The organism is Streptomyces durocortorensis (genome assembly GCF_031760065.1).
In the GTDB taxonomy this organism is placed as follows: Bacteria; Actinomycetota; Actinomycetes; order Streptomycetales; family Streptomycetaceae; genus Streptomyces.
In genome coordinates this window covers 4,103,498-4,122,168 of record NZ_CP134500.1, presented here as the reverse complement: position 1 = coordinate 4,122,168, position 18,671 = coordinate 4,103,498, and the positions used below count along the sequence as shown (strand labels likewise).

At 71.4% G+C, this 18,671-nt stretch carries 18 protein-coding genes and 1 riboswitch; of the genes, 5 read left to right on the top strand and 13 right to left on the bottom strand.

From position 1 onward, the window contains the following. Positions 1-140 precede the first annotated feature (140 nt). From RI138_RS18280 to thrC, 9 genes are all read right to left on the bottom strand, one after another. Positions 141-620: a lasso peptide biosynthesis B2 protein gene (locus RI138_RS18280; protein WP_311120794.1), complete on the bottom strand. Its 480-nt coding sequence runs from the start codon at positions 618-620 to the stop codon at positions 141-143. Next, positions 617-868, bottom strand: a complete 252-nt coding sequence (locus tag RI138_RS18275) for a lasso peptide biosynthesis PqqD family chaperone (RefSeq protein ID WP_096628995.1) — start codon at positions 866-868, stop codon at positions 617-619. The genes RI138_RS18280 and RI138_RS18275 overlap by 4 nt, the downstream gene beginning before the upstream one ends. Beyond that, complete coding sequence (locus RI138_RS18270; RefSeq protein WP_311120793.1) at positions 865-2,838, bottom strand: asparagine synthase-related protein; 1,974 nt, start codon at positions 2,836-2,838, stop codon at positions 865-867. Before RI138_RS18270 ends, RI138_RS18275 begins: the two co-directional genes overlap by 4 nt. 50 nt (positions 2,839-2,888) lie before the next feature. Then, positions 2,889-3,011 carry a keywimysin-related RiPP gene (locus RI138_RS18265; RefSeq protein ID WP_107470971.1) on the bottom strand — a complete coding sequence of 41 codons (123 nt, stop codon included), beginning with the start codon at positions 3,009-3,011 and terminating at the stop codon, positions 2,889-2,891. 584 nt (positions 3,012-3,595) lie between these two features. Further along, positions 3,596-4,168: a hypothetical protein gene (locus RI138_RS18260; protein WP_311120792.1), complete on the bottom strand. Its 573-nt coding sequence runs from the start codon at positions 4,166-4,168 to the stop codon at positions 3,596-3,598. A gap of 155 nt (positions 4,169-4,323) precedes the next feature. Then, entirely contained in the window at positions 4,324-5,946 is a 1,623-nt protein-coding gene (groL, locus tag RI138_RS18255) for a chaperonin GroEL (RefSeq protein ID WP_047177982.1), read from the bottom strand. A 343-nt stretch (positions 5,947-6,289) separates the two neighbouring features. Continuing rightward, the gene (locus tag RI138_RS18250) at positions 6,290-6,496 is read right to left on the bottom strand and encodes a cold-shock protein (RefSeq protein WP_003967346.1); all 207 of its coding nucleotides are present in this window, start codon (positions 6,494-6,496) and stop codon (positions 6,290-6,292) included. Between the two features lie 419 nt (positions 6,497-6,915). Further along, on the bottom strand, positions 6,916-7,194 hold the full coding sequence (locus tag RI138_RS18245) for a MoaD/ThiS family protein (RefSeq protein WP_030113311.1): 279 nt from the start codon (positions 7,192-7,194) through the stop codon (positions 6,916-6,918). A 32-nt stretch (positions 7,195-7,226) separates the two neighbouring features. Beyond that, positions 7,227-8,543 carry a threonine synthase gene (gene thrC / locus RI138_RS18240; protein ID WP_096628998.1) on the bottom strand — a complete coding sequence of 439 codons (1,317 nt, stop codon included), beginning with the start codon at positions 8,541-8,543 and terminating at the stop codon, positions 7,227-7,229. Between the two features lie 18 nt (positions 8,544-8,561). Then, a riboswitch (SAM riboswitch) is annotated at positions 8,562-8,689 on the bottom strand. Positions 8,690-8,842: 153 nt separating this feature from the next. Here thrC and RI138_RS18235 point away from each other — a divergent pair. Both RI138_RS18235 and RI138_RS18230 read left to right on the top strand, forming a co-directional pair. After that, positions 8,843-9,793 carry a glucosyl-3-phosphoglycerate synthase gene (locus tag RI138_RS18235; RefSeq protein ID WP_311122927.1) on the top strand — a complete coding sequence of 317 codons (951 nt, stop codon included), beginning with the start codon at positions 8,843-8,845 and terminating at the stop codon, positions 9,791-9,793. Positions 9,794-9,861: 68 nt separating this feature from the next. Continuing rightward, entirely contained in the window at positions 9,862-11,253 is a 1,392-nt protein-coding gene (locus tag RI138_RS18230; RefSeq protein ID WP_311120791.1) for an alpha,alpha-trehalose-phosphate synthase (UDP-forming), read from the top strand. A 7-nt stretch (positions 11,254-11,260) separates the two neighbouring features. Here RI138_RS18230 and otsB read toward each other — a convergent pair whose 3' ends face one another. The 3 genes from otsB to RI138_RS18215 form a co-directional block, all read right to left on the bottom strand. Next, positions 11,261-12,112, bottom strand: coding sequence for a trehalose-phosphatase (gene otsB / locus RI138_RS18225; RefSeq protein WP_311120790.1), 852 nt, complete (start codon positions 12,110-12,112; stop codon positions 11,261-11,263). A 255-nt stretch (positions 12,113-12,367) separates the two neighbouring features. After that, entirely contained in the window at positions 12,368-12,661 is a 294-nt protein-coding gene (locus RI138_RS18220; RefSeq protein WP_311120789.1) for a DUF3263 domain-containing protein, read from the bottom strand. A gap of 43 nt (positions 12,662-12,704) precedes the next feature. Further along, a complete protein-coding gene (locus RI138_RS18215) occupies positions 12,705-13,985 on the bottom strand; it encodes an ABC transporter substrate-binding protein (protein WP_311120788.1) in 1,281 nt (426 codons plus the stop codon). Between the two features lie 432 nt (positions 13,986-14,417). Between RI138_RS18215 and RI138_RS18210 the strand changes: the two genes are divergently transcribed. The 3 genes from RI138_RS18210 (at position 14,418) to RI138_RS18200 (ending at position 17,553) form a co-directional block, all read left to right on the top strand. Beyond that, positions 14,418-15,311 carry an ROK family protein gene (locus tag RI138_RS18210; protein WP_398864307.1) on the top strand — a complete coding sequence of 298 codons (894 nt, stop codon included), beginning with the start codon at positions 14,418-14,420 and terminating at the stop codon, positions 15,309-15,311. Further along, positions 15,311-16,468 carry an N-acetylglucosamine-6-phosphate deacetylase gene (gene nagA / locus RI138_RS18205; RefSeq protein ID WP_311120786.1) on the top strand — a complete coding sequence of 386 codons (1,158 nt, stop codon included), beginning with the start codon at positions 15,311-15,313 and terminating at the stop codon, positions 16,466-16,468. Before RI138_RS18210 ends, nagA begins: the two co-directional genes overlap by 1 nt. A gap of 158 nt (positions 16,469-16,626) precedes the next feature. After that, entirely contained in the window at positions 16,627-17,553 is a 927-nt protein-coding gene (locus RI138_RS18200; RefSeq protein WP_311122926.1) for a 1-phosphofructokinase family hexose kinase, read from the top strand. 68 nt (positions 17,554-17,621) lie between these two features. Here RI138_RS18200 and RI138_RS18195 read toward each other — a convergent pair whose 3' ends face one another. Continuing rightward, positions 17,622-18,632 (bottom strand): carbohydrate-binding protein, encoded by a 1,011-nt coding sequence (locus RI138_RS18195; RefSeq protein ID WP_311120785.1) that lies wholly within the window; start codon positions 18,630-18,632, stop codon positions 17,622-17,624. Positions 18,633-18,671 lie beyond the last annotated feature (39 nt).

Here is an 18,671-nt window from a genome sequence, read left to right as displayed (position 1 = left end):
TGCCGGGGGCCTTCTCGGTGCCGGAGGCCTTCTCGGTGCCGGAGGCCTTCTCGGCCGCAGGGTCCCTCTCCACCCCAGGGGCCTCCTCTGCCCCAGAGGCCTCCTCGGGGGGACGTTTCGTCGCAGGTTCCGCCGCGCGCTCAGGCAGCCCGCCCGCTCCCGTCGCTCCCGTCGCCCCCGCCACCGCGCTCACCCGGAACCCCCTCGCGTACCGTCGTCACCACCATCAAGGGACGCAGATCCGCCGGTTCTGCCTGCTCCCCGACCGTACGGCCCCCCGCCTGCACCCAAGCATGCGGTGAGAACGGCGGTGCCGTCCGGACCCCCGCGCACCAGTCGGGCCAGAAGCCGGACATCCTGCACGCCAGGGCGATGGCGACCGAGCGCGGCAGACAGCCGTAACGGCCCGCGCAGCGGCGACTGGTGGCGACGACCGCCTCGTACACCTCCAGCGTCTCCGCATACGAGGCCGGGCGCGCGCCCCTGCTGCACCGGGTCAGCACCCGGCGCAGGCGGCCGGGCTTGAACCGGGCCAGGACGAACGCGGCGGCGATCGCCGCGCGCAGGCGCGGGCCGCCCGCTGCCGCGCCCCGGCGGGGCATGGTCATCTCGGTGGTCACGGGCGCAGGATCTTCGCGTCGACGAGCTGCCGGGTCAGCTCCGCCACGTCCGACTCCGCCTCGGCGCGCTCGACATCGAACTCGGCGACGATCCGTTCGACGGCGGCCTCGGGGGCGTGTCCCGCCGCCAGGGTCTCGACGACGATGACGCTGGTGTCGTTCAACTGCCAGTAGCTGCCGTCCTTCTCGTCAAGGAGGACGCCGCCGTACTCGGTCGTCGTGACGGCTATGCCTTTTCTGAGCTTCACAGGGTCGCCTCGCTGGAGGGGGTGGTGGAACGGAGTGCGGGCCAGGCGTTCTGCGCCGTGCGCAGCCAGGTCTCCCCGGCCACGGTCGGGCTGATGGAGTGCTCGACCAGGACCGGCGAGAAGGGCTCGGCGGCGAGCCGGAGCAGACGGCGGGAGTCGACCAGGCCATGCGCGGCGAGCCGGGAGTCCGCCCACAACTCCGCGAGTTCCGGCCCGTGTTCACTCAGGCCCTGGTGTTCGTCGGAGGACATGTGGTCCTTCGTCGTCCGGGCCAGCAGCGCATCCGGCACCACCCCGCGCATCGCCTCGGCGAGGAGCGGCTTGTAGCGCCAGGGGCTGATCCGCTCCGGCAGCCGGACGGCGAGGGTCGCCTCCAGGACCCGGTCGTCGTAGAAGGGCGCGGCGACCGGCAGCCCGATCGTCATGCCGACGTCCTCCATCGCCTGGAAGTGCCGGGCCCCCATCCGTACGGCGTCGATGTCCACATGCCGCCCGCGCCACGGGTCGATCGGCTCGGCGTGCTCGGCGGCGGCCCGGAACTCCTCCGTGATCAGGGCGCATCCGTGGTCCGTGAACCACGGGCGCAGGGACTGCCGTACGCCCCAGGAGAGCAGCGGGGTCCTGGCTACGGGCTGGGTTTCGTCGCTGACCGCGCCCGCGATCCAGCGGGGGAACGTGGAGCGGCCCAACAGGGCCTTCAGCGTGGGCAGGAGGGGCCAGCCGAGCTGGTGGCGCAGGCCGCTGAGGTGGTTCCAGGCGGTGAGGGGGTTGCCGTGGAAGAGGTCCTGGTAGGCGTGGGGCAGGCCGAGGAAGAGTTCGTCGCCGCCGTAGCCGGTGAGGTGGTAGCGGGAGCCGGTGGCGCGGGCGCGGCTCAGGAGCAGGTGCGCGCGGGCCCGGCCGGGGGCGACGGGGAGCGGTTCGTCGTTGAGCTCGGCGGAGGTGGCGGCGAGGTCGGCGTAGAAGTAGGGGGCGTCGTCGGCGGGGATGAGGTGGTGGTCCAGGGCGGAGGCATCCGCTGTTCGCCGCGCCGCCTCGGCTCCCCGTCCCGCCACGCCCTTCTGCGCCGCCTCGGCTCCCCGCGCCGCCTCCACCGCCCTCCGCGCCCAAGTCTCGTCCTCGCTGTAGCGGTCCCGGGCGGCCACCGTCAGCAGGGACAGGCTCGCCGGGCCGGTCTCCCGGGCGACGAAGGTGAGGGCCGTGGAGTCCATGCCGCCGGAGAGCTCGCAGCTGATCCGGTCCAGGCCGCCGACATGGGCCCGTACGGAGGCGGCGACCGCGTCACCGAGTCTTCGGGCCCCCTCCGCCAGGGAGAGTTCGCCCGGCGGCGGCTCCCACCAGCGGTGCTCCGCGGGGCCGGGGACGGCGGCCGTGCCCGGTGCTGCGACGGGCAGGGCCAGGCCGTACCCGGCACCGGTCTCGTGGACGCCCCGCCACACGACGCGCCGGCTCAGGGGGTGCGGCACGAAGTCCAGCAGCCGCAGCGCGAGCGCGCCGTCGTCCAGGGGCGCGTCGATCAGGCGGGCCAGGACGGCGGGGCGGTCGGACGCGATGGTTCCGGCGTCCGGGTGCCGGGCGTGGTAGATCCGGCGCAGTCCGGTGGCGGTTCCCCGGACCCAGGTCTCCCCGGAGAGCCGGGCGACCACGTGGTAGAGGCCGGGCAGCCGGGTGAGGCGGGCCTCCAGGGCTGTCCGGCTCCGGGCGCCGTCCAGGAGCCCGGCGAGCACGGCGTCGGGGACGCGGTCCGGGCCGATGAGGACGAGGGCGTCCCCGCCCCGGGCGAGGTGGCTGAGCTTGCGGACCAGCGGGCGGGCGACGACCCAGGGCCGGCCCGAGGGGTGGGCGACGGTCAGGGCGTCGCCCACCGGCGGGGCCGCTCCGGTCACTCCCGGTGCGGGAAGCCGCCCGGCCGCCGCCGCTCCCGCCACGCTGTCCGGCAGGACGACGAAGTAGTCACGCAGCTGGCCGGGCATCTTCACCTTCCGGAAGTTCTCACACAGTGCGGGGGTAGGGGACCGGCGGATCAGACGATGCGCCGGGTCCAGTACTCCTTGTACGAGCCGACGAAGTAGCCGGCGGTCTTCTTCGAGAAGTCGCCCTGCTTGAACATCGACGGCTTCACGTAAGCCTTCTTCTGCTGCTTCATGAGACCTTCCCTTCTGCGTGATTGACGACCGTTATGCCCAACTTGGGTCCGCATAACTGAAGTTGTTCATGCGACTGGTGTTCACCACGTGAACACCAGAGCCATCATGTCCCGCTGCCGAACCGGTACGCATGATTCCGACTTACGGCACGAAGTTGGCTGGATAGCGCGAGCGGCGAAGACCTGGCCCCGGACGCCCCACCACGGCACGGGGCACCGACCGGTCGGCATGTGCAGTCGCACATCGACGGCCCCCTGCCGGCCGAGTGGACTGGACCAATGGCTGTACGCGGGGGCCGCATCGGGCAGTGAGCTGCCCGGAGAGCGGGCAGCGCCGGGTGCGTCGGAAGAACCAGCCGGGGCCGCGCCGTCCACAGGCCCCGCCCCCGACCGCACCATGGACGACCCGCGAGCCACCGGGATCGACGGAACCGGGCCCGCCCGTGTTGTCGTACGGCGTTGGGCGCTACAAGTAAGCATTCGGCCATGCCGAACAGCCGCGCCGCCTCCTCAGGCGCACCTCCCGTGGGCTCAGCGCGCCTCAGGTGGGCTTCAAAGGGCACCTACGGTGGGCCTCAGCGCGCCTACGGTCGGCTCCAGGCCCGCCACCGGCCCGCCTCGCGCACCCGGTAGCCGCCCCAGGCCGCCGTTCCGACGCCCAGCAGCAGCGGGATCATGCCGTAGCCGACGAGCTCCGACGAGTGCGCGAACCACCGTCCGCCGTCGAAGACCTGCGTCGCGGTGATCGTCTCGGGGTCGGTCCTGCCGTCGTGGTCCGCGAAGGTGATCCGGGTGCGCCCGATCTCCGCCGGCTTCGGCGAGCCGTCCACATGGGCGCGCAGCGCCTGCCGGGCCACCCGCTCGCGCTCCGCGTCATTGGCGCGCCGCTGGGCGGGGCTCTCGCCGAAGCAGTGCCAGACGGTCCGGCCCTTCTCGGCGCGGGTGTCGTGGCACTCGATCCGGCCGAACGTCTCCACCCGCATGCCGAGGAGGCCGGAGAGACCCGTGCCGGTCACCACGACGAACAGCCCCGCCGCGAACAGGACCGTCCCCACGAGGACGAGCGAGGCGCCCTTGAGCCGGCCCCTGCTCCACCGCGTGCGCCCCGGGCCGCCGCTCCCCGCGTACTCCTCGCTCCCCGCCTGCGCAGCCGCCATGGCCACCCCCGCCCCCCGTGTCCGTACAACCGTCCCGGCATTGTCCCAGCGGAACCCGTCCCGGGACACGCCACAGGGGCGGTACCTCCGGTGAAGGAGATACCGCCCCTGTGGGACGTACGCGGAACTTCGATCGACCGGCGGACCGGACCCGATCAGAAGTCCATGTCACCGCCCGGCATGCCACCCGGGGCGGCCGCGCCGGCCTTCTCGGGCTTGTCGGCGATGACGGCCTCGGTGGTGAGGAAGAGCGCGGCGATGGACGCGGCGTTCTGCAGAGCGGAGCGCGTGACCTTCGCCGGGTCGAGAATGCCCTCGGCGATCATGTCGACGTACTCGCCGGTCGCGGCGTTGAGGCCGTGACCGATCGGCAGGTTGCGGACCTTCTCCACGACGACGCCGCCCTCAAGACCACCGTTGACGGCGATCTGCTTGAGCGGGGCCTCCAGCGCGAGCTTCACGGCGTTGGCGCCGGTCGCCTCGTCACCCGTGAGGTCGAGCTTCTCGAAGACGGCCGAGGCCTGGAGCAGAGCCACGCCACCACCGGCGACGATGCCCTCCTCGACGGCGGCCTTGGCGTTGCGCACCGCGTCCTCGATGCGGTGCTTGCGCTCCTTGAGCTCCACCTCGGTGGCGGCGCCGGCCTTGATGACGGCCACGCCGCCCGCGAGCTTCGCCAGGCGCTCCTGGAGCTTCTCGCGGTCGTAGTCCGAGTCGGAGTTCTCGATCTCGGCACGGATCTGGTTGACGCGACCCTGAACCTGGTCGCTGTCACCGGCACCGTCGACGATCGTGGTCTCGTCCTTGGTGATGACGACCTTGCGGGCGCGGCCGAGCAGGTCGAGCCCGGCGTTCTCCAGCTTGAGGCCGACCTCCTCGGAGATCACGGTGCCACCGGTGAGGATGGCGATGTCCGCGAGCATGGCCTTGCGGCGGTCACCGAAGCCCGGGGCCTTGACGGCGACGGACTTGAAGGTGCCCTTGATCTTGTTGACGACCAGGGTGGACAGGGCCTCGCCCTCGACGTCCTCGGCGATGATCAGCAGCGGCTTGCCCGACTGCATGACCTTCTCCAGCAGCGGGATCAGGTCCTTGACGCTGCCGACCTTCGAGTTGACGATCAGGATGTACGGGTCGTCGAGCGACGCCTCCATACGCTCCATGTCGGTGGCGAAGTACGCCGAGATGTAGCCCTTGTCGAAGCGCATACCCTCGGTGAGCTCCAGCTCCAGACCGAAGGTCTGGGACTCCTCGACGGTGATGACGCCTTCCTTGCCGACCTTGTCCATCGCCTCGGCGATCTTCGCGCCGATCTCGGTGTCGGCGGCGGAGATGGAGGCGGTCGAAGCGATCTGCTCCTTGGTCTCCACGTCCTTGGCCTGCTCCAGCAGGGCGGCGGAGACGGCCTCGACGGCCTTCTCGATGCCCCGCTTGAGCGCCATCGGGTTGGCGCCTGCGGCGACGTTGCGCAGGCCCTCGCGGACGAGAGCCTGGGCCAGAACGGTGGCGGTGGTCGTACCGTCGCCGGCGACGTCGTCCGTCTTCTTGGCGACCTCCTTGACCAGCTCCGCACCGATCTTCTCGTACGGGTCCTCGAGCTCGATCTCCTTGGCGATGGAAACACCATCGTTGGTGATCGTGGGCGCGCCCCACTTCTTCTCGAGGACGACGTTACGGCCCTTGGGGCCGAGGGTGACCTTGACGGCGTCGGCGAGCTGGTTCATCCCGCGCTCGAGACCGCGCCGTGCCTCCTCGTCGAACGCGATGATCTTGGCCATGTGAAGTGGTCCTCCCGGACAGGGGTGGATTTCTCCGGACCGAGAGGCGCCCGCGACGGACGGCCTGCGTGCGTGGTGGTTCCTTGCCCCACCGCGCCTGCGGGCCTCACCGGCCCGGTCCAAGTTCTGTCACTCTCACCTGGAGAGTGCTAACGCCAATGATTAGCACTCGACCCCTGCGAGTGCAAGCGTCCCTGGTCGAATATGGACCGGACAGCGGACCGGATCCGGACAGCGATCGCGCCGTCCGCCCCGGACCCGGCACGCGCGAAGGGCCCGGCCCCCGGATCAGGGGGCCGGGCCCTTCGTGCGTGAGTGGTGTCGTCGGACGACCGCGCCGAGCTCAGCCGACGGCGAGCTTGACCATGTCGGCCTGGGGCCCCTTCTGGCCCTGCGAGATCTCGAATTCAACTCGCTGACCCTCTTCGAGGGTGCGGTACCCGTCCATCTGGATCGCGCTGTAGTGGACGAAAACATCCGCACCACCGTCGACCGCGATGAAGCCGTACCCCTTCTCCGCGTTGAACCACTTGACGGTGCCCTGAGCCATGCCTAACTCCCCTATTACTGGCCCTTGCACAGGACCGCACTTCGCGGGCCCGGGTCAGAACTCACCCTCCGACAGGAGAGGGTGTGCGGCGCCGTAGCGCGTCGACCGCGGCTGAATGTATCTGCCCAACTGCCCTCTGCAACAGGTCAATCGGACGAGAATTCTGGGCGCGGCCGAACGCCCGAATATGCGGGATTGCTGAAAATTACGGGCAAGTCGGGCCAGGCAAAGGCCACTTATGCCTCAAGAGGTTCACGTACTTTGGCTGCTTCTTATCGGTCCGGGCGCATTCTCATATGTGCGGGCGGCACGGGCAGCGAAGGGGGCTTCCCCAACTGTACCGCGCTCAACCATGCAGAATTGCCCCCTCCGCTTCTCTCGCGGAGGGGGCAACTGCGGGTGCTGCGGGTGCTGCGGCGTCAGCAGCCGCCGGCCACGGCCGGGATGATCGAGACACCTGCGCCGTCGGGCGTGGCCGCGTCCAGACCACCCTCGAAGCGCACGTCGTCGTCGTTGACGTACACGTTGACGAAGCGGCGCAGCTTGCCCTGGTCGTCCAGGACTCGGGCGGCGATGCCGGGGTGGTCCTTCTCCAGGGACTCGATGACCTCGGAGAGCTTCGCGCCCTCCGCCGTGACCTCGGCCTGGCCGCCCGTGTACGTACGGAGGATGGTGGGGATGCGGACCTTGACGCTCATGGTGGTGCCCTTCTTCCTTCGTTCTGGGGTGGTCAGGCGGAGCCGAGGCCCGCGGTGCGGAACGCGTCCAGGCTCGGCTTGATCGTCGCCGTGGCCTGCGAGGTCGCGGAGACCGCGTCGAGCGTCTTGAGTCCGTCGCCGGTGTTGACCACGACGGTGGTGAGCGCCGGGTCGATGACGCCGGCCTCGATGAGCTTCTTCGTCACGCCGAGCGTCACCCCGCCCGCCGTCTCACCGAAGATGCCCTCGGTGCGGGCCAGCAGCTTGATCGCGTCGACGACCTGCTCGTCGGTGACGTCCTCCACCGCGCCGCCGGTGCGGCGGGCGATGTCCAGGACGTACGGGCCGTCCGCCGGGTTGCCGATGGCCAGGGACTTGGCGATGGTGTTCGGCTTCTGGGGCCGCACGACGTCGTGACCGGCCTTGAAGGCGGCGGAGACCGGGGAGCAGCCCTCGGCCTGGGCTCCGAAGATCTTGTACGGCCTGTCCTCGACCAGGCCGAGCTTGATGAGCTCCTGGAGCCCCTTGTCGATCTTCGTCAGCTGGGAGCCGGACGCGATCGGGATGACGATCTGGTCGGGCAGCCGCCAGCCGAGCTGTTCGCAGATCTCGTACGCCAGGGTCTTGGAGCCCTCGCCGTAGTACGGGCGGAGGTTGACGTTGACGAAGCCCCAGCCCTCGCCGAGCGGGTCGCCGATGAGCTCGGAGCAGAAGCGGTTGACGTCGTCGTAATTGCCCTCGATGCCGACCAGTTCACCGCCGTACACCGCGGCCATGACGACCTTGCCCTGCTCCAGGTCGTGCGGGATGAACACGCAGGAGCGCAGTCCGGCGCGGGCGGCGGCGGCACCGACGGCACCGGCCAGGTTGCCCGTGGAGGAGCAGGAGAGGGTGGTGAAACCGAAGGCGCGGGCGGCCTCGACGGCGATCGCGACGACGCGGTCCTTGAAGGAGTGCGTCGGGTTGCCGGAGTCGTCCTTCACGTACAGGCCGCCGGTGACGCCCAGCTCTCGGGCGAGGTTGTCGGCCTTGACCAGCTTGGTGAAGCCGGGGTTGAGGTTGGGCTTCTGCGCGACGTCGGCGGGGACCGGCAGCAGCGGGGCGTAGCGCCAGATGTTGTCCGGACCGGCCTCGATGCGCGCCTTCAGCTCCTCGGGGGAACCGGCGGGCAGGTCGTACGCCACTTCCAGCGGCCCGAAACAGGACGCACAGGCGAAAAGGGGGCCGAGCTCGAAACGCTCGCCGCACTCGCGGCAGGAAAGCGCCGCGGCGGGACCGAGGTCCACGGAAGGCGTAGTGGTGGTGGTGCCGGGGGTGGCGGCGTTACCTGCAACTGTCTGAACAGCCATGATGGCGGAGGCCCTTTCTCCTCATCTTCCTCGCGACGCATTTCGCCACAAGACGGAATTGGCACCTTCCCCACCGTGACCTCGCGGTCGGTAGGAGGGTTGCCGGGACTTCAACGGGCCGTTCCCTCAGTCCCTCTGGATGAGCTCTATGGCGCTGGATCTTCGATCCAGGCGTTTATGTGCGGTGTGACCCCGACATGCGACGGTCATCCGCGTTGTTCAAGACTGTAACCGAAGCACCGGACCGTTGAGATAGTCGTCCGAACCGCGAGATGGATCACACACAGGGAGTGCCGACCGTGCTCGAAGAGGTGGAGCGCTGGCTGACCAGGCGTTCCTGGTCGTGCGACGACCGCCCGCTGGACCGGCTCACCGACGCCCGGGCCGCCGACCCCCACCGCACGTCGGTGAGCGTGGTGCTGCCCGCGCTGAACGAGGAGGCCACGGTCGGGGCGATCGTGACGACGATCCGGCGCGAGCTGATGGAGAAGGTCCGGCTGGTCGACGAGCTCGTGGTGATCGACTCCGGCTCCACCGACGCCACCGCCGCCGTCGCCCGGGCGGCGGGCGCCCGGGTGGTCCACCGGGACGCGGTCCTCCCCCGTATCCCGGCCCTGCCCGGCAAGGGCGAGGTGCTGTGGCGGTCGCTCCTGGTTACCAGCGGCGAGATCGTCTGCTTCGTCGACGCCGATCTGAAGGACTTCTCGGCGGACTTCGTCTCGGGGACGGTCGGACCGCTGCTGACCGACCCCACCGTCCAGTTCGTCAAGGCGATGTACGACCGTCCGCTCGGCAACAGCGCAGGTCAGGGCGGCCGGGTCACCGAGCTGGTGGCCCGCCCGCTGCTCAATCTGCACTGGCCGCAGCTGGCCGGATTCGTACAGCCGCTGGGCGGGGAGTACGCGGTGCGGCGCTCGCTGCTGGAGCGGCTGCCGTTCCCGGTCGGTTACGGGGTGGAGCTGGGGCTGCTGGTGGACGCGCTGCACACCGTGGGCCTGGACGCGCTGGGCCAGGTCGACGTCGGGGTGCGCGTCCACCGCCACCAGGACGGGCAGGCGCTGGGCCGGATGGCGGCGGCGATCTACCGTACGGCGCAGCTGCGGCTCTCCCGGGGCCATCTGGTGCGGCCCGCGCTGACCCAGTTCGAACGGAGCGCGGAGGGGTTCGTGCCGCACACCCATGCGGTGGACACGGAGGAGCGGCCGCCGATGCGGGAGATCGCGGAGTACGCGGAGCGCCACGCGGCGTAGGGAGGTTCGCCGGGCGGTGTGCGGGCCGAGGCGTTTGGCGGCTTCCGTAACGGGCTAGGTTCCGCTACATGGTCTCCGAGCACGCACCCAACTCGACTGCCCAGGTTCTCGTCGCGTCCAACCGCGGCCCGGTCTCGTACACGCTCGGTGAGGACGGGACGCTCGACGCCAGGCGCGGCGGCGGCGGCCTCGTCTCCGGGCTGAGCGCCGTGGACGACAAGCTGTGGGTCTGCGCGGCCCTCGGCGACGGCGACCGCGAGGCCGTGCGACGCGGGGTCGGCGAGCCGGGCGTCCGGATGCTGGACATCGACGCCGAGGTGCACGCCGACGCGTACAACGGCATCGCCAACTCCGTGCTGTGGTTCGTCCACCACCTGCTCTACCAGACCCCCGTCGAGCCGGTCTTCGACGCGGAGTTCCGCCGCCGGTGGGCCTCGTACGAGAGGTACAACCGGGCCTTCGCCCGGGCGCTCGCCGAGGAGGCCGGCCCCGGGGCGGCGGTCCTCGTCCAGGACTACCACCTGGCCCTGGTCCCCGGAATGCTCCGCGAGCTGCGCCCCGACCTGAGGATCGGCCACTTCTCGCACACCCCGTGGGCGCCCGTCGACTACTTCCGGCTGCTGCCCGACGACATCGCCGAGCAGCTGCTGCGCGGCATCCTCGGCGCGGACCGGGCCGCGTTCCTGACCCGCCGCTGGGCGGACGCGTTCATCGGCTGCTGTACGGAGTTCCTCGGCGGGACCGGCGGCACCCGGATCGGGGTGCACGGGCTGGGGGCCGACGCGGACTTCCTGCGGCGGCGGTCCCGGGAACCGGACGTGGACGACCGGATGGCGGCGCTGCGCGAGCAGATCGGCGAGGGCCGGAAGACCATCGTCCGGGTGGACCGCACGGAGCTGTCCAAGAACATCGTGCGCGGCCTGCACGCGTACCGGGCCCTGCTGGACGCCCACCCGGAGTGGCACGAGCGAGTCGTGCACATCGCCTTCGCCTACCCCTCCCGCCAGGACCTCGCGGTGTACCGGGACTACACGGCCGCGGTGCAGTCCCTGGCCACGGAGATCAACGGGGCGTACGGGACGGAGAGCTGGACGCCGGTGGTCCTCCACGTCAAGGACGACTTCGCCCGCTCGCTGGCCGCGTACCGGCTGGCGGACGTGGCGCTGGTCAACCCGATCCGCGACGGCATGAACCTGGTCGCCAAGGAGGTCCCCGTCGTCTCCGACCACGGCTGCGCGCTGGTGCTGTCGCGGGAGGCGGGGGCGTACGAGGAACTGGGCGAGGACGCGATCGTGGTGAACCCGTACGACGTGGTGGGCACGGCGGAGGCACTGCACGAGGCCCTGTCGATGGGCTCCGAGGAGCGGACGGGCCGCACGAAGCGGCTGGCGGAGGCCGCGACCGCACTGCCGCCGCAGCGGTGGTTCCTGGACCAGCTGGAGGCGCTGCGGGAGGGGTGAGGGCCCTTCAGAGCCGCTCGGCCAGCGCCGCCAGGAACGCGACCACGGCGGCCGGGCCCGGCACCGACAGGTCGGCGCGCTCGGCCAGTTCGGGCACCTCGGCGCTGCCGCTGCACACCAGCAGGCCGGGGATGCCGTCCGGGCCCCCCGTCCGCAGCTTCTCCACCGCGGCGAACGCGGCGAGGTCCCCGAGGTCGTCGCCCGCGTACACCACGGACTCGGCGTCCAGCTCCGTCACGTAGTCCGCCAGGGCGACGCCCTTGTCCATGCCCGGCGGCCTCAACTCCAGCACCAGCCGGCCGGGTTCGACGATCAGCCCGTGCCGCGCGGCCAGCTCGCCCAGGGGGCCGCGCAGCGCTTCGAAGGCTGCCTGCGGGTCCTTGGCTCGCCGGGTGTGGACGGCGACAGCCTGCCCCTTCTCCTCGATCCAGGTGCCGCGCCAGGCGCCGAACTCGTGGAGTACGCCGGGGAGTTCGGCGCGCACGGCGCTGACGCCGGGATGCGGGGCGGGGGCGTGGACGGTGCCGGTCACGGCGTCCCAGCGCTCGGCGCCGTAATGTCCGAGAACGACGAGGTGCTCCAGGCCGGGGACGCCCGCGAAGCCGCCGTGGCGCACCGCGACGCCCGCCGGGCGGCCGGTGATCACGGCGATGGAGGCGACCTTCGGCGCGAGCGCGGCGAGCGCGGGCACCGCGCCGGGGTGGGCCCGGGCCTGCTCGGGGTCCGGGACGATGTCGGCGAGCGTGCCGTCGAAGTCGAGGGCGATGACCGCGCGGTCGGGGCGGGCGAGGACGGCGCTCAGGCCCTCGCGGCCGGCCGGGGTGGTCGGGGTCGGCAGGTGTGCGGAGTGGCTGCCCATGCTGCGACCCTAACGCCGTGCGGCGGGTGGCGGCCTCCCTTCCGATGACGGAAGCGAAAACACGTTGGCTAACTTGATCTTTAACCTGTGCGGCGGGTCCCGCCCACGGCCAGCAGCGCCAGGGCCGCGCCGATCCACAGCACGCTCGTCGTACAGCGAGGTGGCGCCCTCGGCGGTGTCCGGCGCCGCGTCGAGTATCCAGGTCTTGGTGCCGAAGACTCTCCGACCGCGTCAGCGGCGGGGCCTCCAGCCCGGTCAGCGGCGGCCGCGTCTCGCGTCGCGCACGCGCCGCAGCCGGTTCACCGTGACCGGGTCCTCCCGCAGGGCTCGCTCGTCGTCGATCAGCGCGTTCAGCAGCTGGTAGTAGCGGACCGGCGAGATCGCGAGCTCCTCCCGGATCGCCCGCTCCTTGGTCCCCGGCCCTGCCCAGGACCGCCGCTCCAGGGCGAGCAGTGCCCTCTCCCGTACGGACAGCGCAGCGGAACCGGGCCCGGGCTCAGGCTCGGGCTCGGGCTCGGTGCCGCGGTTGTCGCGATCGGGGGCGGTCATATCAACCAACCTAATGCCCACCCCCGACAACGACACCGACCGACTACTCCGCCGCCTCCGCCTGCGTCGCCTCGGCGGATATCCCGCCGAGCACGCTCTCGGGATTGCTGCCCGGGGCGACCGCCTCGCCGATCTTCCTCTTGACCGCGTCGCTGACCGTGGCCCAGGACGTCTTGCCGAAGGGGGGCAGCGTCGAGTTCGGCAGGGCCGCCAGGAACTCGTGCAGCTTCTTGTGCTTCTTGTCCGACTCCATCGCGGCGGAGGCGCTGCCCGTGACCGGGAGCAGGTCGTACTCCTCGGCGAAGGCGAGGACGTTCTCGTCGGTGTAGGCGTAGTCGAGGAACTTGCCGATCTCCTTGCGGTGACCGTTCTGCTTGAAGCCCATCATCCAGTCGGCGACGCCCATGGAGCCCGTGGTCGGCCCGTCGGCGCCGGGCAGCGGGACCATACCGACCTTGACGCCCTTGGCCTCGGCCTCGTCCATCAGCGTGGGGTGGCCGTTGAGCATGCCGACCTTGCCCTCGGTGAACGCCTCGAACGCCTTGGCCCGGTCGAGCTTGGCCGGTGCGACGGGGCCGGTGAGGCCCTTGCCGACCAGGTTGTCCCGGAGCCAGCGGAAGGTGTTGATGTTCGCGGCCGAGTCGATGTCGTACGCGCCGACCTCGTCCGTGTAGCCGCCGCCACCGCTGAGCAGCCACATCAGGGTCTCGGCCTGGGCCTCCTCCTGCCCGAGCGGCAGGGCGAAGGGGTAGTCGACGCCCTTCGCCTTGAGCGCGGCGGCACCGGCGGCGATGTCGTCCCAGGTCTCGGGGGCGTCCAGGCCCGCCTGGTCGAAGAGCTTCTCGTTGTAGAAGAGCAGCCGGGTGCTGGCGACGAAGGGCATCCCGTAGAGGGTGCCGTCGACCCTGCCGGCGTCGGTGAGCGAGGGGAGGAAGTTCGCCGTGGTGCGGATGGCGAGCGTCTCGTCGGCGGTGTAGAGCTTGCCGTCCTTGGCGTAGTCGGCGTACGCGCCGATCTGGGCGATGTCCGGAGCCTTGCCGTCCTTCACCATCTCGGCGACCTCGCGGTCGACGTCCTTCCAGGAGAGGACGGTGACATCGACCTTGATGCCGGGGTGCTCCTCCTCGAAGCCCGCCGCGACCCCGCTCCAGTACTTCTCGGAGCTGTTGGCCGGGCCGGTGCCGTAGTCGGCGGCGACCAGCTTCAGGGTCACGTCGCCCGATTCGCTCTCACCGCCGCCACAGGCAGACAACGTTGCCGTCATTCCCAGCGCGGCCACCACCGCGGTCAGACCCAAAAAGCGCCGCTGCACAGCCTCGCCCATCCTCGTTGATCGCCTTGCTCACGGGCGGTGCTCCTGGCGTCGCCCACGGCCGTTCCTGTCGGTCGCGGCACCGCCAGCTGTCCTGGCACCGTCCGGATGAACTGCGATTTTCCCCCATCGCCGAGGCGACGGTCTACACCATCGGAGTATCGCTTCGGCAACGTATACGGGCTCCGGAGGCCACAACTGGCGCACGGTTACTGGCAGTCGGGGACCCGCGCCCCGTATCTTGGTCCAGACCTTTGGTCCGGATTCCCCCCGATCCCGGTTTCCATTTCGTCGCTTTACGGCACAAAAAGCCCCGCCTTCACTCGTCCATCATTTTGTATGGATGCGCAACAAACAGTGCTAGTGGACTAGACCTTTTGGAGTCGGCGGGCGAAACTGTCTTCCGTGAGACATGTCATCGCCCTCGATGTGGGCGGCACCGGAATGAAGGCCGCACTGGTCGGGGCCGACGGCACGCTGCTCCACCAGGCGCGGCGGGCCACCGGCCGGAAGCGCGGCGCCGACGCGGTCGTCGAGACCATCCTCGGATTCGCCGCGGAGCTTCGCGCCCACGGCGAGGAACACTTCGGCCAGAGCGCCGTCGCCGCGGGCGTCGCCGTACCCGGCATCGTCGACGCCGAGCAGGGGATCGCGGTCTACGCGGCGAACCTGGGCTGGCGCGACGTACCGCTGCGCGCCCTGCTCGGTGAGCGGCTCGGCGGCATCCCGGTCGCCCTCGGCCACGACGTCCGCACCGGCGGGCTCGCCGAGGGCCGCATCGGCGCCGGGCGCGGCGCGGACCGCTTCCTGTTCGTCCCGCTGGGCACCGGGATCGCCGGGGCCATCGGCATCGCGGGCGCCATCGAGGCGGGTGCCCACGGGTACGCGGGCGAGATCGGGCACATCGTGGTCCGCCCGGACGGCCCGGAGTGCGGCTGCGGCCAGCGCGGCTGTCTGGAGACCCTGGCCTCCGCGTCCGCCGTGAGCCGGGCCTGGGCCACCGCCTCCGGGGACCCCGAGGCGGACGCCGCGGACTGCGCGAAGGCCGTCGAGTCGGGCGACCCGGCGGCGATCGAGGTCTGGCACAACGCCGTCGACGCGCTCACCTCGGGCCTCGTCACCGCGCTCACCCTGCTGGACCCCCGCAAAATCATCATCGGTGGCGGGCTCGCCGAGGCCGGGGAAACCTTGTTCACACCACTGCGTGCAGCCGTCGAGGAACGCGTCACGTTCCAGAAGCTGCCCCACATCGTCCCGGCGGCCCTCGGGGACACCGCCGGATGCCTGGGCGCGGGGCTGCTCGCCTGGGATCTACTCTCCACGGAGGTTTCCGCCTGATGGCCGGACGCGCAGCAGACAGCACCGTTCTCGCCGGCGCCCGGGTGGTGCTCCCCACCGGCACCGTCGAGGACGGCCGGGTGACCGTCGAGGGCACCCGGATCGCCGGCTCCGCGCCGGAGGGCGCCCGGACCGTCGACCTCTCCGGCCACTGGGTGGTCCCCGGCTTCGTGGACATGCACAACCACGGCGGCGGCGGGGCCTCCTTCACCTCCGGCACCGTTGACGAGGTCCTCACCGGCATCCGTACGCACCGCGAGCACGGCACCACCACCCTGGTCGCCTCCACCGTCACCGGCGAGATGGACTTCCTCGCCCGGCGCGCGGGCGTCCTGTCCGAACTGGTTGAGCAGGGCGACCTGGCCGGAATCCACTTCGAGGGCCCTTTCATCTCGCCGTGCCGCAAGGGCGCCCACAGCGAGGCGCTGCTGCGCGACCCGGACCCGGCCGAGGTCCGCAAGCTGCTGGACGCGGCGCGCGGCACCGCCCGGATGTTCACCCTGGCCACCGAGCTGCCCGGCGGCATCGACTCGGTGCGGCTCCTCGCCGAGCACGGGGTCATCGCGGCCATCGGCCACACGGACGCGACGTACGACCAGACCGTCGAAGCCATCGACGCGGGCGCGACCGTCGCCACGCACCTGTTCAACGCGATGCCGCCGCTCGCCCACCGCGAGCCCGGCCCGATCGCCGCCCTCCTGGAGGACGACCGGATCACGGTCGAGCTGATCAACGACGGCACCCACCTGCACCCGGCGGTCCTGGAGCTGGCCTACCGCCACAAGGGCGCGGGCCGGGTCGCGCTGATCACCGACGCGATGGACGCGGCGGGCTTCGGCGACGGCGAGTACCAGCTCGGCCCGCTCGCGGTCGAGGTCACCGACGGTGTGGCCCGGCTGGTGGAGGGCGGCTCGATCGCGGGCTCCACGCTCACCCTGGACACCGCGTTCCGGCGGGCCGTCACCATCGACGAGATCCCCGTCGAGGACGTCGTCCGGTCCATCTCCGCCAACCCCGCGCGGCTGCTCGGCGTCTACGACCGGGTCGGTTCGCTGGACCCGGGCAAGGACGCCGACCTGGTCGTCCTCGACGAGGACTTCGTCCTCAAGGGCGTCATGCGGCAGGGCGAGTGGATCGTCGAGCCCAAGTCGGACTAGTCCGCCTGGCCTGACCAGGCCGACGGGTAACGAAGCGATGGCGGTCGGCGCCCGGCACTGGGCCGACCGCCATCGTTTTGACATGATCATCAGAAGCGCGTGCCGCAGCGAAGGCGCGCACCACTGGGGCCATGCACCCGAGGGAGGGACCGGCAGAGGTGATCCTGACCGTCACTCTGAACACCGCGCTGGACGTTACGTACACCGTCGACGCGCTCGTCCCGCACAGTAGCCACCGGGTCGGCGAGGTCATCGAACGCCCCGGCGGCAAAGGCCTCAACGTCGCCCGGGTCCTCGGCGCGCTCGGCCACGAAGCCGTCGTCACCGGCTTCGCCGGAGGCCCCACCGGAGACGTCCTGCGCTCCCTGCTCGCCCCGCTCCCACCGCGCGACGCGCTCGTCCCGGTCGCCGGGAACACCCGCCGCACGCTCGCCGTCACCGACCGCTCGACCGGTGACACCACCCAGCTCAACGAGCCCGGACCGCAGGTGAGCCCCGCGGAATGGGCCGCCTTCGTGCGGACGTACGAGGAGCTCCTCGCGGAGGCCGACGCGGTCGCGCTGTGCGGCTCCCTGCCGCCCGGCATCCACGTCGGCGCCTACGCCGAGCTGGTCCGGGCCGCCCGCGCCGCCGCCGTACCCGTCCTCCTGGACACCAGCGGCGAACCCCTGCGCCGGGGCATCGCCGCCCGCCCCGACCTGGTCAAGCCGAACGCGGAGGAGCTGGCCCAGCTGACCGGCGCCCGCGAGCCGCTGCGAGCCGCCGGGGACGCGCGCCGCCGCGGGGCCCACGCGGTGATCGCCTCTCTGGGCCCGGAGGGCGTGCTCGCCGTCACCCCCGAGGGCACCTGGCGGGCCGCCCCGCCCGCCCCGGTGCGTGGCAACCCGACCGGAGCGGGCGATTCCGCGGTGGCCGGTCTGCTGTCCGCCCTGGCCGAGGGGCTGGACTGGCCGCAGCGCCTGGCCCGCGCGGTGGCCCTGTCGACGGCGACGGTGCTCGCCCCGACGGCCGGGGAGTTCGACGCGGCGGCCTACGTGGAACTGCTGCCGCGCGTACGCGTGGAGCCGCACACGCCGACGCCCTGACCACCTGGGCGGCGATCAGGGCGTCGGTACGGCGGGTGGCGGTCAGCCGTTCTTCTCGGCGGCTGCCGCTATTTGATGTGGCCCGACTTCAGCTCAAGCTGGTCGAGGTTGGCGTCGCACTCGTCGCCGGTCTCGCACGACAGCTTGAGGGTGTTGGAGCCCTTGTCGAGCTGGACGTACGCGTACGTGTTCGTCCAGCCCTTCTCCAGATCGCCCTCGGCGGCCTTCGCGAAGTTCTTCATGTTGATGGAGCGGGGCTCCTGCGCGTTGACGGTCAGGGTCGTCTTCGCGTCCTTGCCGGGCACGCCGTAGGTCACGTACAGGGTGTACGCGCCGGCCTCGGGAACCTCGACCGTCCAGGTCGCCGAGCGGCCGACCTCGTTGAGGTTGATGTAGTTCCCGTTCGCGCCCTTGGCACCCTTGACCGTGTTGTCCAGGGAGGCCGTGCCGCCCAGCGTCAGCGTCGCCGCGTCCTGCTTCGGGAGCTCGACGGGGGTCGGGGTCGGCTCGGGCTTCTCCTCCGGCTTCTTCGACTCCTCGACCTGGCCCGCGGAGCCCTGCGAGGAGGAGGCCTCGTTGCTCTTGTCGTCCTTGTCACCGTCGTCGCCCGTGAGCAGGGCCGCGCCGATGCCGATGAGGACGACCGCGACCACGGCGACCGCCGCGATCAGGAGCGCCTTGGTGTTCGGGCCGCCGCGGCCGGGGCCGGGGCCGCCGTGACCGCCCTGGGCCGGGTGCTGCCCGGCGGGCGCGCCGCCGGGGTAGGTCTCGGGGGCCGCGTACTGCGGGTTCGGCCGGTTGTACTGCTGCGCGGGCTGGCCGTACTGCTGCTGGGGCGGGTAGCCGTACCCCTGCTGCGGGGGCGCCTGCGGAGGCGCCTGCTGCCCGTACTGGCGCTCACCGACGGCCCGCACCTGGTTGTACGACGTTCTGGGCACGCCCGGCTGCGCGGCCGGACCCGGATAGCCGTAGCCGCCCTGGCCGGGCGCCTGGGCGCCTGCCGCCTGTCCGTCCGCGTACAGATAGCCGAACGGATCGTCGTCCTCGGGCTTGCTCGCGCCGTTGTTTCCGGCCGTCATCCCTGGGTCACTCCTCACCATGTCGCCAGCCGTCGCCGA

What these genes read in the sequence shown, in the direction of transcription:
- RI138_RS18270 (WP_311120793.1), bottom strand. Translation starts at nt 2,838, where the DNA reads ATGCCCGGCCAGCTGCGTGACTACTTCGTCGTCCTGCCGGACAGCGTG.
- RI138_RS18265 (WP_107470971.1), bottom strand. Translation starts at nt 3,011, where the DNA reads ATGAAGCAGCAGAAGAAGGCTTACGTGAAGCCGTCGATGTTCAAGCAG.
- RI138_RS18260 (WP_311120792.1), bottom strand. Translation starts at nt 4,168, where the DNA reads ATGGCGGCTGCGCAGGCGGGGAGCGAGGAGTACGCGGGGAGCGGCGGC.
- groL (WP_047177982.1), bottom strand. Translation starts at nt 5,946, where the DNA reads ATGGCCAAGATCATCGCGTTCGACGAGGAGGCACGGCGCGGTCTCGAG.
- RI138_RS18250 (WP_003967346.1), bottom strand. Translation starts at nt 6,496, where the DNA reads ATGGCTCAGGGCACCGTCAAGTGGTTCAACGCGGAGAAGGGGTACGGC.
- RI138_RS18245 (WP_030113311.1), bottom strand. Translation starts at nt 7,194, where the DNA reads ATGAGCGTCAAGGTCCGCATCCCCACCATCCTCCGTACGTACACGGGC.
- thrC (WP_096628998.1), bottom strand. Translation starts at nt 8,543, where the DNA reads ATGGCTGTTCAGACAGTTGCAGGTAACGCCGCCACCCCCGGCACCACC.
- RI138_RS18230 (WP_311120791.1), top strand. Translation starts at nt 9,862, where the DNA reads ATGGTCTCCGAGCACGCACCCAACTCGACTGCCCAGGTTCTCGTCGCG.
- otsB (WP_311120790.1), bottom strand. Translation starts at nt 12,112, where the DNA reads ATGGGCAGCCACTCCGCACACCTGCCGACCCCGACCACCCCGGCCGGC.
- RI138_RS18220 (WP_311120789.1), bottom strand. Translation starts at nt 12,661, where the DNA reads ATGACCGCCCCCGATCGCGACAACCGCGGCACCGAGCCCGAGCCCGAG.
- RI138_RS18215 (WP_311120788.1), bottom strand. Translation starts at nt 13,985, where the DNA reads ATGGGCGAGGCTGTGCAGCGGCGCTTTTTGGGTCTGACCGCGGTGGTG.
- RI138_RS18210 (WP_398864307.1), top strand. Translation starts at nt 14,418, where the DNA reads ATGAAGGCCGCACTGGTCGGGGCCGACGGCACGCTGCTCCACCAGGCG.
- nagA (WP_311120786.1), top strand. Translation starts at nt 15,311, where the DNA reads ATGGCCGGACGCGCAGCAGACAGCACCGTTCTCGCCGGCGCCCGGGTG.
- RI138_RS18195 (WP_311120785.1), bottom strand. Translation starts at nt 18,632, where the DNA reads ATGACGGCCGGAAACAACGGCGCGAGCAAGCCCGAGGACGACGATCCG.